The sequence below is a fragment of the Brevibacillus sp. SKDU10 genome (assembly GCF_001645205.1).
Classification (GTDB): domain Bacteria; phylum Bacillota; class Bacilli; order Brevibacillales; family Brevibacillaceae; genus Brevibacillus_B; species Brevibacillus_B halotolerans.
In genome coordinates, this window is the sequence record NZ_LSSO01000171.1 from 1 (window position 1) to 12472 (window position 12472).

A 12472-nucleotide genomic window follows, 5' to 3' on the forward strand; every position below is an offset into this window, starting at 1 on the left:
TTTTGTAAAAATTATTTATAATATGATTTGTAAACACTTCCTAATACTTACAATACTAATTCGTAATGTGCGTTTTTATTAGCAGAGTTCATTGATTTTGTTTGTCCGCGATTTGAACTGAGAAGGCGATTCTAGATTTTTGATAGATTTTTTATGCAAGTAAATTTCGATTGACCGCTCCACGAAAATAGTAAGTAAAGTACCTCGTTAGTCCTATCTGGTAAAGCATTTGACGCACCTATATTACATTTCACTAAAATGACTTTTTTACATTCATTCTTTCCTAGCGTAGAAATAATTAGAACAGACTGAACCTATTAGATGAACTAAGATAAGCTTTTGTTACCAAAGTATTTACAATTTGGGCATAAGCGATAAAACAGTGGTTACTAAGGTCCAATAGATAAAGCCTGGTATGTCAAGGACGGAATGCCTTTAACTAGAAGGAGGATAAGCTGCGCTTTTTACTAGTTCACATGTCATCTTTTATGTAAATAAATGCTATTTATTCTTGTTTTAAGATTAGCTTATATTTTTTTACATAATAAAAATTGCATTTATTTATGTTTTGGATTAATATTTTTTGCATACATATTTTTAGTCAGACTAAAATTTTTGCTTTCCAAAAATTTAGAACAATTTGTTTTAGACAAGATTACCCAGTCTTTTACTATCCATCGTAACGAAGGGAGTTTCAGAATATGTCGCAATCTGTTGATTCTCGGACGATTCCAATCGACTTGGAAAATGAGCTGAAGACACTGAAAGGGATTGGACAAATAGCTGTGTTGGCGAAAGAGGACTCTGTTACAGTGCCTGCCGTTCATCTGAGTCACTTTTTCTCAGACTGGAAATCAGAACAATTATTGACCGGGAGCCAAACTTCTGCATCTACATCGCACCACGACGAGAGGGATGAAACCTTGCCTCTTGCTTACAGCTTTGGGGGAGAGCTACAACTGGCGGTGGATGAGCCAGGTACGCTAGTCGAGGTTCTCTTGCGGGCGGCTCGTATCGCCCACGACAAAAAGCTGATTTTTGTTCAACTAGACAAAAGCGAAGTCACAATGACGTATGCCCAATTATTGCAAGAGGCGGAGTCGATCCTGCGAGGTTTGCGGCAACAAGGGCTTCAACCAGGTGATCCAGTGATCTTCCAGCTCGATCATAATAAAAATTTTGTCACTGCGTTTTGGGCATGTGTACTCGGTGGTTTTTTGCCGACACCGATCGCCATTGCACCGACTTATACAGACTGGAATTCTGGAATCAGCCGTATATATAACGCTTGGAAGCTATTACAAAAGCCACTGGTGCTAGCAGACGAGGCATTGATTGAATCGATTGATCAACTAAAAAACCTTTGGGAGACGGACGAGCTACGCTATGTAGCATTGGAGCCTTTATTACAAAACGAGCCAGATCAGCAGTATTACGAGGCTTCACCGGATTCACTTGTACTTCATCTTTTGACATCAGGCAGCACTGGAATTCCGAAATGTGTGCAGCATTGCAACGAAAGTATTCTCGCTCGCGCACGCGGCACCGTTGCATGCCATAACTTTACATCGGATGAAATCATTCTGAATTGGATGCCTTTGGATCACGTGGGTGGGATCGTGATGTTTCATGTGCTTGGTGTCTATTTGGCAAGTGAACAGATTTTGCCCAAAATTGACAGCTTTATTGCAAATCCACTAAATTGGTTCAACTGGATTAACCACTATCGCGCAACAATGACCTGGGCACCGAATTTCGCATTTGCGCTGGTGAACGATCAAGCCGAAAAAATCAAGCAAAACAACTGGGATCTCTCCTGCATGCGGCATATTCTGAATGGGGGAGAGCCGGTCGTCTCTAAGGTTGTACAGCAATTCCTCAGCCTGCTTCAACCTCACGGACTGCCTGATGATACGATGGCTCCTTCCTTTGGAATGTCTGAGACTTCTTCAGGAATTGTTTTTAATAAGCTTCTCAATCGACTATCTCCGACCAGTGGGTATCAGATTTTGGATAAGGCATCGCTTGGGGGAACGGTTCGTAGTGTTCCTGTAGATCATCCGAACCATGTAATGTTTACCGAGGTAGGCGGGCCGATCCCAGGTGTATCCATTCGTATCGTCGATTCCAACAACAACGTAATTCGAGAAAACCAAATTGGACGCTTGCAGGTTAAAGGTAACAACATCATGGTGGGCTATTACCAAAACCCGGAAGCGAATGCAGAAGTATTCGTCGAGGATGGTTGGTTCATCACAGGCGACCTTGGCTTCCTGCATCAAGGCAGGCTAACAATCACCGGTCGTGAAAAAGACGTAATTATCATCAACGGAAATAATATTCATAATTATGAAATAGAATCGTTCGTGGAAGAGGTAAAAGGCGTAAAGGTCACGTTCTCCGCGGCTGTCTCCATTCCCAAGGTGTCTAGTGGAAGCGATGAACTGGCAATTTTCTTTGTTCCTGAAGAACCTGATCTGGAATCCTGCTTAGGTGTAATCAAAGAAATTCGCCGTCATCTTAATGTCAAGATGGGGCTGAATCCAGTGCTAATCGTTCCAATTACACAGGAGGAGTTCCCGAAAACGAACTCTGGAAAAATCCAGCGTCCCGAGCTTTCCAAACGTTTGGCGAATGGAGAGTTCGACGAGATTCTCAAGCAAATTGATCTAAAGCTGGAAAATGACAACACGCTTCCGGGCTGGTTCTACAAACCGGTGTGGGTGGAATCTCCAGCGGAAGAGGCTTCTTGTGAAAATGTGACGAATATCGAGGATATGCAACTTGCTGGCCATTGTCTACTCATGATGGATTCGATGGATCTGGCGAGCAAGTATATTTTAGGGGAAATGGATGAAGGAGGAAGTATCAGTGTTACAAACGGAAAAGAATTCTCCAAAATAAAACGACTTCATTATGTCGCCAACTTCAATAATCCACATGACCTCGATCAATTATTCGGCGCGCTGAAAGAAGAGCAGCTTGACGTTTCACATGTATTCTATTTGCATGGGATGAGTAATAGTGTCGCGGGGAGTCAGCCACAGACGATAGACGAGCTGAAAGCCATACAAGAACACAACTATGCGATCGTCCACCTAGCAAATGTCATGGCTGATCGCAATTTACAACCATCAACGTTTAGCTTAGTGACACATAATCTCTACCAGACGAACAAAATGGAAATGATTCCCTATGCGTTTTCTCCGTTGATTGGTTTTTTCAAAACATTACCGCATGAATTCCCAGAGACAACATTTCTTCATATCGATTTTTCTGATGACGTACATCAGAACTACAGTCTATACATAAAAAAAGAGCTAAATAATCTTCTAGCCCTCGCCAAATTAGCTGAGGAAAAGGGTGAAACGGATTATTCCAAAACAGCTATCGTTGCTTATCGTGGAAATAAGCGCTATAGCCCAAGAATAACCCGTGTGGAATTGGAAAATACAGCGCTTTCAGATAGCCCGCTGACACAAAACGGTTTTTATTTAATCACTGGTGGTCTTGGTGGAGTAGCGAAGCTTTTTACCGAGCATCTATTGCGTCACTGCCAGGCAAAAGTGCTTCTTGTTGGTCGAACAACGCTTCCAGACAATGTAGAGGAAGGCTATTCTGACGGATCAACTAGTACAAAGGAAAAAATGAAATGTCTCAAGGAGCTTAAAAGCTCGGCACAAAATGGTGGGGAAGTTCACTATGTTGCAAGTAATATCGCTGATCCCGTGCAACTCGAAGCTATCGTCGCTGAGTGGGAGGAACGTTTTGGTCAGGCTCTGAATGGAGTGATTCATCTGGCGGGTGTCTACAGAGAGACATTGCTCAAGGATGAAACCATGTCTACGTTAAATGAAATGTTCGAGGCAAAGGTGTATGGTACGTTTGCGCTTTATCAGCTTTTGAAAAATCGGCCTAACAGCATTTATATCACGTCATCCTCAACGACTACATTGTCTTCTGGCTATATGGCGGGTGCCTATGCGGCGGCAAATCAGTTCGTGGAAAGCTTCAGCCAGCATATGCAGGCGAGTGGTGATGTGAAAACATATTGCTTTGCCTGGAGCTTATGGGATGACATCGGGATGGGACGTGACCTGCTGGTGATGAAAAAGATCCTGCAAAGTCGGGGTCATCAAGCGATCCGCTCTGTTAAAGGTCTTTATTCCTGGCTGATAGGCTTGATGGCGAATGATGCATTCCTATATGTAGGGATTGATGAATCCAAACCGGGCATGTCCAAGCTTCTGGCTGTCGAGCCTAAGAGACAAAAAATCCTTCATCTCTTTTTCCAATTGGATCAAACAATGGATCTGACGTATCAAACATTGAGAGAAAAGACAGAGCAAATTCTTCTGACCAAAAACTCTGGTGAGCCAATCCTAGTGGCGTTGCATGAAACAGATGAATGGTTGTACACCGAGACAGGGGAACCCGATAGTGAAGCAATGCTGATGGCATTAGCCAAAAATGCAGGAGACATCGAACGTATCAAACCTAGGTCTCCCTTAGAAAATACGCTGTTTGGCATTTGGTCAAGCTTACTTGGAACAGATGATTTTGGAGTCCATGATAACTTTTTTGCTCTAGGTGGGCAATCAATTAAGGCGACACAACTGCTAACACAGGTTCGAGAAATGTGTCAGGTAGACCTTCCATTACGAGCATTGTTTGCTAATCCGACGATTGAGGAGCTTGCCAAAGAGCTTGAGCATAAAATGGGGGCGAGTCCATGTAACACAGAAGAGCAGCATAAGATCACAAAAGCTGTGTACGGAAACACTCTCCCAATGTCTAACGCACAAAAGCGTCAATGGTACCTATACCAATTAAACCCAGAAAGCCCATACTACAACAACACTGTCAGCCTTCATCTGAAAGGAGAGCAGCTTCAAGTTCATCTGCTTTCACAGGCGGTGCAACTAATTGTGGATCGACATGAAATACTGCGAACCCGATTTGCTTTACAGGAGGACGAGGCGGTACAAATTATTGATCCAAAACAGGTAATGGAAGTGCCGTTGGTGGATTTGACTCATCTGCCCCCCAGTGAACGCGGGCATGCAGTACAAGCACACATCCGTCAAGAAGCGACTACACCGTTTCACTTAGAAAAGGATCAACTTATTCGTGCTGCGTTGATTCGGGCCGGAGACGATGATCATGTCATGGTGGTCTCGATTCATCATATTGTCTCTGATGGTTGGTCTGTAGGAGTATTCATTGAGGAATTAGCTAATGCCTATGACCAGATGAGAGCTGGAAAACGCGTAGAATTGCCAGAATTGCCGATTCAATATGCAGATTATACACTATGGCAGCAAAACCTGCTCTCAGATGAACGGATCGTCCATCAATTAAACTATTGGAAAAATAAGCTTGAGGATGCAACTGAATTACAACTGCCGACTGATTATCCGCGTCCCGTTCATCCAAAACGTGTGGGTAAAACGATTGAACGTAATTTCAGTTCACATCTACGAAAAAAACTGGAGAAGTTGAGTCAACAAGAGGGCGCAACACTGTACATGACCCTGTTATCCTCCTTTTTAACCCTGCTGTCCCGTTATTCTGGTCAGCGCGATGTTATTGTCTCATCCGTTACTGCTAACCGGAATCAAGTGGAGATCGAGCGTTTGATAGGATTTTTCGTGAATACTTTGGCTATTCGTGCAGATATCGATATGACAGAAAGCTTTGCTGATCTTTTGCAAAAAGTAAAAGCAGCTACACTGGAAGCGTTCGATAATCAGGACGTTCCGTTTGAGATGGTAGTAGACGAGCTTTCTCTTGAACGTAGGCCACATCTTCATCCTCTTTCTCAAGTGTTGTTTATTGTTCAAAATGCCAAAATGCGTGCGATTGACCTGGCAGATGCTACGATGACGATGCATATCGAGAACAGCGAAACGTCTAAGTTTGATATTACCGTTCAGGTCTTTGAAGCGGGAGAAGACTTACAGGTTATGCTTGAATATGATACGGAGCTGTACCGCGATGATACGATTGAACGAATGCTGTCACACTTTGAACGGCTTCTTGCAGCAATAAGTGAAGATGTAGCTCAGCCTCTTTCTCAAGTAACGTTCCTCTCTGACGCAGACATCCATCTGCTCTCGGCATTTAATCAAACAGAGATGGATTATCCACGAGACCTGACGTTGCAACAACAATTTGAACAGCAGGTAGATCGCAGCCCAGATGCTGTGGCGGCTGTCGAAGGGAACGGACTTCAGACGATCACCTATAAGGAACTGAACAGACGTGCAAACCAACTGGCCGTTCACTTAAGAACAAGCGGGGTCAAAGCAAATCAGGTTATAGGGCTTATGGCAGATCGTTCCATTAAGATGTTAACCGGTTTACTAGCTATTCTCAAGGCGGGAGGAGCCTTCCTGCCAATTGATCCGGCGCTACCGAAAGAGCGAATCAGCTACATGCTAGAAAACAGTGGAAGTACCCTGTTACTAACAGATCGTGATAGGGCAGATCTGCCCTTCAATGGCGACGTGATCAAGCTAGATGACACCACATACCAGCATAACACTACAGATAATCTAGCTTGTATCAACACTTCGTCCGATTTGTTGTATGCCATATACACGTCTGGTACAACGGGTCATCCAAAAGGAATTATGCTTACACATCGCAATTTATCCAATATTGTTCATTTTGAATATAACCGAACCACGCTTGATTTTAGACGAGTTTTGCAGTTTACCACTATGAGCTTTGACGTGTGCTATCAGGAAATTTTCTCAACGCTGTTGGCGGGTGGGGAGCTTCATATCATCGGAAATGATGACAAGCGCGATATCCTTAAGCTATTAGCATTTATTGAAGAATACAGGTTGGAGACAGCATTTCTGCCGACCTCATTGTTAAAATTCATTATCAATGAATCGTATTATGTGGAAAAATTACCGAAAACGCTGAAACATTTGGTCGTTGCAGGCGAGCAGCTAGTCCTGCCAGAATCGTTCATCACCTATCTTCATCAGCATGATATCCAGTTGCACAATCATTATGGACCGTCAGAAACGCACGTCATTACCAGCCTAACGATGAAGGCACAAGAGTCAATCATGGGGATTCCACCGATTGGACGCCCACTAGCCAATACACGAATTTTCATCGTTAGTGAAGAAATGCAGCTGCAACCTGTTGGTGTACCGGGGGAACTTTGTGTCTCAGGTGACACTGTTGGACTAGGATATCTCAACCGTAAAGAAGTAACTGCCGAAAAATTTGTGATAAATCCGTTTGCGCCAGATGAGATTATGTATCGCACAGGTGACATAGCCCGATGGTTACCAGACGGCACGATCGAATACTTAGGGCGTATTGACCATCAAGTAAAAATCCGGGGCTATCGAATTGAGCCGGGAGAGATCGAAATTCAATTGTTGAACCATCTGATGATTAGCAAAGCATTTGTCATGGTGTATCAAAATGGGCCAAATGTCAGTCTGTGTGGGTACTATGTGGCGGAGGAAGCCTTGTCACCAGAGGCTGTCCATAGCTATTTAGCTGAATCATTACCTGACTATATGGTGCCAGCTTACCTGATCCCACTGAATGACTTGCCACTCAATCACAATGGCAAAATTGACCGTCGCGCTCTGCCGATTCCCGACTCGTCTATGACAATGGAAGAGTATGTAGATCCGAGTAATGGGACAGAGGAAACATTGGCCGAGATTTGGTCGGAGGTTTTAGGAGTCGAGAATGTGAGTGTGACCAGCAATTTCTTCAAAATAGGAGGTCATTCTCTCAAAGCAACAATGCTGGTAGCACGGATTCATAAGCATTTTGGCATCGAATTCCCGCTCAAAGAAGTTTTTCACAAACCGACGATTCAACAGATGGCAGGCTATATCGAACAAGCTGTTGTTCGATCCTTTACTACGATAGAGTCTGCGCCAGCAATGACTCACTATCCTGTTACATCCGCACAAAAACGTCTCTATGTCATTAGTCAGTTTGATGGTGTTAAGACAGGGTATAACATGCCAGTCATCGCAGAATTACGCGGCAACTTGGATAAAGAACGCCTGCGACAAGCTCTTGAAGCTGTTGTTCTTCGCCATGACACGCTCCGTACCAGCTATGAAATGATGGATGGCGTACTCGTACAACGGATTCATGAGAGTGCTGATGTATCTTTGGAGATTGTACAGCTTCAGACCACTGAAGCCGCGTCTTCTGCTGATAGACAGATACACGACTTGATTAGCAATGCGATACGACCGTTTCACTTGCGTGTAGCTCCACAACTGCGAGCCGCCCTGATTGAACTAGCTCCAGAGCATGCTATCCTCGTGGTAGATATGCACCACATCTCCGCAGACGGGGTGTCGTTGAATATTTTTATGAACGATCTTGGGGCGTACTACCAAGGTGAGTCACTGCCGCCGCTTCACATACAATACAAGGATTATGCTGTTTGGAAGCAATCTTACCTTGGCAGTGAAGAGAATCAACAGCATGAGGCATATTGGCTCGACATATTTACGAACGAGCCATCAGTGCTAGAGCTGCCGACTGATTTCCAGCGACCATCTGTCCAAAGTTTCGAGGGAGATCGTATTTGGATCGATCAGGACGAAGACTGGACCGCAAAACTTAAAGCTTTGGCTACAAGTCTTGATACTACGCTTTATATGCTATTGCTTGCTGCATACAATGTTTTTTTGGCTAAATGGACGAATCAGGAAGATATTACCGTAGGATCACCGATTGCTGGTCGCCCACATGCCGATTTAGAGCAGATAATGGGTATGTTTGTCAACACGCTCGCACTGCGTAATTATCCCAAAGCCAATAAGTCATTCAGTCAGTTCGTTGCAGAAGTAAAGGAACACGTGCTTCAAGCCCACGAATATCAAGATTATCCACTAGAAGAGTTGATCGAAAAGCTGGGCCTACGCCGCGACTTAAGCCGCAACCCGTTATTTGACACGATGTTTACCTTGCAAAACGTGGATATTGATTACAACGTGATGCAAGATGTCCAAGTCAGCGCGTATGATTACCAATACCCGATTTCCAAGTTTGATTTGACCTTATTGTGCGTGGAGAAAGACGGTCGACTCCGTTTTGAGTGGGAATACAGCACAAAGCTGTTTGCTCGCGAGACGATTGTGCGGATGTCTAAACATTTGATCCATCTGTTGGAGCAAATCATGGAACAGCCACAGCTCTCTATCGTCGACATCGAGCTAATAACAGATGCAGAAAAAACACAACTATTGAATGATTTTAACCGTACGGAATGTGAGCATCCGATTGAACAGACGATTCATGCTTTGATCGAAAGGCAAGCGTTCCTAACACCTGATCAGACCGCAGTTGTATTTCGCTCAGAGGCATTGACCTATCAGCAGCTCAATGAGAAAGCGAATCAACTTGCACATACCCTGCGTGAAAAGGGAGCAGGTCCTGAGCAGATCATCGCCATCATGGCGGATCGTTCCTTAGAGATGTTCATCGGTTTACTTGCCATACTAAAGGCAGGAGCTGCATTCATGCCAATTGATCCGGAATACCCTGCTGAACGCATCCAATATATGCTTGACGATAGCCAGGCGAAGCTTTTACTCCATCACACTAATCAAGACGCAAAACTCGGTGCTTACGAAAGGGAGGTCATTCGAATCTCTGATCAGGCTTCCTATCAGAGAGACGTAGCCAACCTTCCAGAGATGACGCAGCCATCTAATTTGGCATATATCATCTACACATCGGGTTCAACAGGGAAGCCAAAGGGTGTTATGATCGAGCATCGTTCACTTGTTAATCTCTGCTTCTGGCATCGGAGTGAGTATGGCATCACTGCCGATGATGCTACGACTAAATACGCCGGATTCGGCTTCGATGCCTCGGTTTGGGAGATATTCCCGTACCTGATTAGTGGAGCGACTATCCATGTAATCGGAGACGAACTTCGGTACGATATTCACAAACTTAATGAGTACTATGAACAAAATCGTATTACGATCAGCTTTTTGCCAACCCAACTATGTGAGACCTTCATGAGTCTTTGTAACCGATCGCTTCGTTATCTACTAACGGGTGGCGATAAGCTTAGAACCTATGAACCGCAAAGCTATCAGCTTGTAAACAACTATGGGCCAACTGAAAATACGGTCGTTGCCACCAATTGCTTCATCACAGAGGTAGGCAGTAGCATTCCAATTGGTAAGCCGATCCACAACGTCAAGGCATATGTGCTTAATTCTTACAATCAGCTTCAGCCAATCGGTGTGCCAGGCGAGTTATGTGTATCAGGGACTAATTTAGCACGCGGCTACTGGAATAAGCAGGAGATGACCGATGAAAAGTTTGTTGACAATCCGTTTGCTACGGCCGAGCGTATGTATCGCACAGGCGATCTAGTGCGTTGGCTTCCAAACGGTAATCTCGAATATGTAGGCCGAATGGATGCCCAAGTAAAAATCCGTGGACACCGAATTGAACTGGGCGAAATTGAAACAACACTCATGCAGCATCCATCTGTCAAGGAGGTTGCTGTCGTCGCTTGGCAAGATAGTAACAGTAGCATGTTAGCGGCATACTTTACGGTTGATTCGGTGGTAACTACGAATGAATTGCGCAAATGGCTTGCTCAATCACTCCCGGATTACATGGTGCCAGCCTATTTTATTGAGGTAGAGCGACTACCGCTGACCGCTAACGGCAAGGTAGATCGAAAGGCATTGCCTCCTGTTGAGAAATCCGCTGAGGTCGCTATCTCCTATAAAGCACCGCAAAACGAGACAGATGCTATACTCGCTACGATCTGGCAAGAAGTATTAGGAGAAGAACGAATCGGTATCCAAAGCAACTTCTATGATCTGGGAGGCGACTCGATCAAGGCTATCCAAGTGATTGCCTTGCTGAACAAGCATCAATTGAAAGTGGAGATTAAAGACATCTTCATGAACCCAACCATTGAGGAACTCAGCATGTATGTCAAACCGCTAGAGGCCAAGGCTGATCAGGGCATGATTACCGGGGCGGTGGAATTAACACCAATTCAACGATGGTTCTTCGCCCAGAATTTTATTGATTTTCAACATTGGAACCAAGCAATGATGGTCTATCGTCGTGAAGGTTTTGACGAACAAGCTCTTTGTCGTGTCTTGCACGAACTGGTGTTACACCATGATGCTCTGCGTATGTCCTATGAAATATCCGAGCTTCACATCAAGCAAGTTAACCGTGGGGAAGAAGAGCGTCTGTATGGCTTTGAGGTGATTGACCTATGTCATCTGAGTGCTGGGAAGGAGCTTGATTCAGCCATCCATACCGAGGCTTCCCGCATTCAACAAAGTCTCGATCTGACTTGTGGGCCGCTTATCCATGCTGGCTTATTCCATACGGCGGAAGGTGACCATCTATTGCTGGCGATCCATCACCTAGTAGTAGATGGTGTCTCGTGGCGCATCCTGCTTGAAGATTTGGCGCGTGGCTACGAACAGGCTCTAGGTGATCAGTTGATCCACTTTGCTGAAAAAACACACTCCTACCAAGACTGGGCCGAGGCGCTTACCAGATACGCCAGCACCCGTATGGGACAAAGAGAAAGGAGCTACTGGCAAGCTGTGCTGCAGACTGCAACCGAACCAATACCAAAGGATGCAACATCGTTATGCAACAGTTGGGCTGAAACAACGGAAGAAACGATCTGGCTGAGTGCAAAAGAAACGGAAGATTTGTTAAAACACGCTCATCACACTTATAACACCGAGATTAACGATATCCTGCTGACTGCACTAGGATTAACACTAAGCGAATGGAGCGGACAGACACAGATTCGCGTTGATTTAGAAGGGCATGGCCGTGAAGAGATTATAGCGGACATCAGCGTCGCACGAACAGTTGGCTGGTTCACTTCCATCTATCCTGTGGTGCTGAAGATGAATTCACCGCAAGACCTAGGTGAGCAAATCAAACAGATGAAAGAATCTCTTCGCCAAATTCCCAACAAAGGCGTTGGCTATGGCATCCTGAATTACCTCGGCGAAACACCGCTTACTGGCAAGCAGGCGGAAGTTAGCTTTAACTACCTTGGTCAATTTGACAACAGTCAACAGGTGGGAATATTCCAAGCATCTGACAAGTCTGTCGGTGAAATGTTCAGTCCAAGAACCGAACGAACCTATTTGCTTGATTTCCTTGGCATGGTAACAGACGGTAGATTAAAGCTTTCTGTCCTGTATAACACCCAGATCCATCAAACAGAAACCATTGCAAGCCTGTTGGCGCGTTTCAAGGAGAACTTGCTGCGTTGTATTTTGCACTGTGTAAGTAAGCAAACCATTGAGTTAACCCCAAGCGACTTTACCTCAAGCGGTTTGAGCTTTGATGACCTAGAAGCAGCGCTGGATCTTTTTAACAGATGAAGTAATTCGATCATCCCCGAAAACCAGCAAAATTACTCTGGCGCACACAGATACGGTCTTGTTGC

General features: G+C 44.7%; 1 protein-coding gene. It reads left to right on the plus strand.

Features of this window, described 5'->3' with window-relative positions:
* Positions 1-701: 701 nt before the first annotated feature.
* Positions 702-12407, plus strand: a complete 11706-nt coding sequence (locus AYJ08_RS15005) for a non-ribosomal peptide synthetase (RefSeq protein WP_064018409.1) — start codon at positions 702-704, stop codon at positions 12405-12407.
* Positions 12408-12472 lie beyond the last annotated feature (65 nt).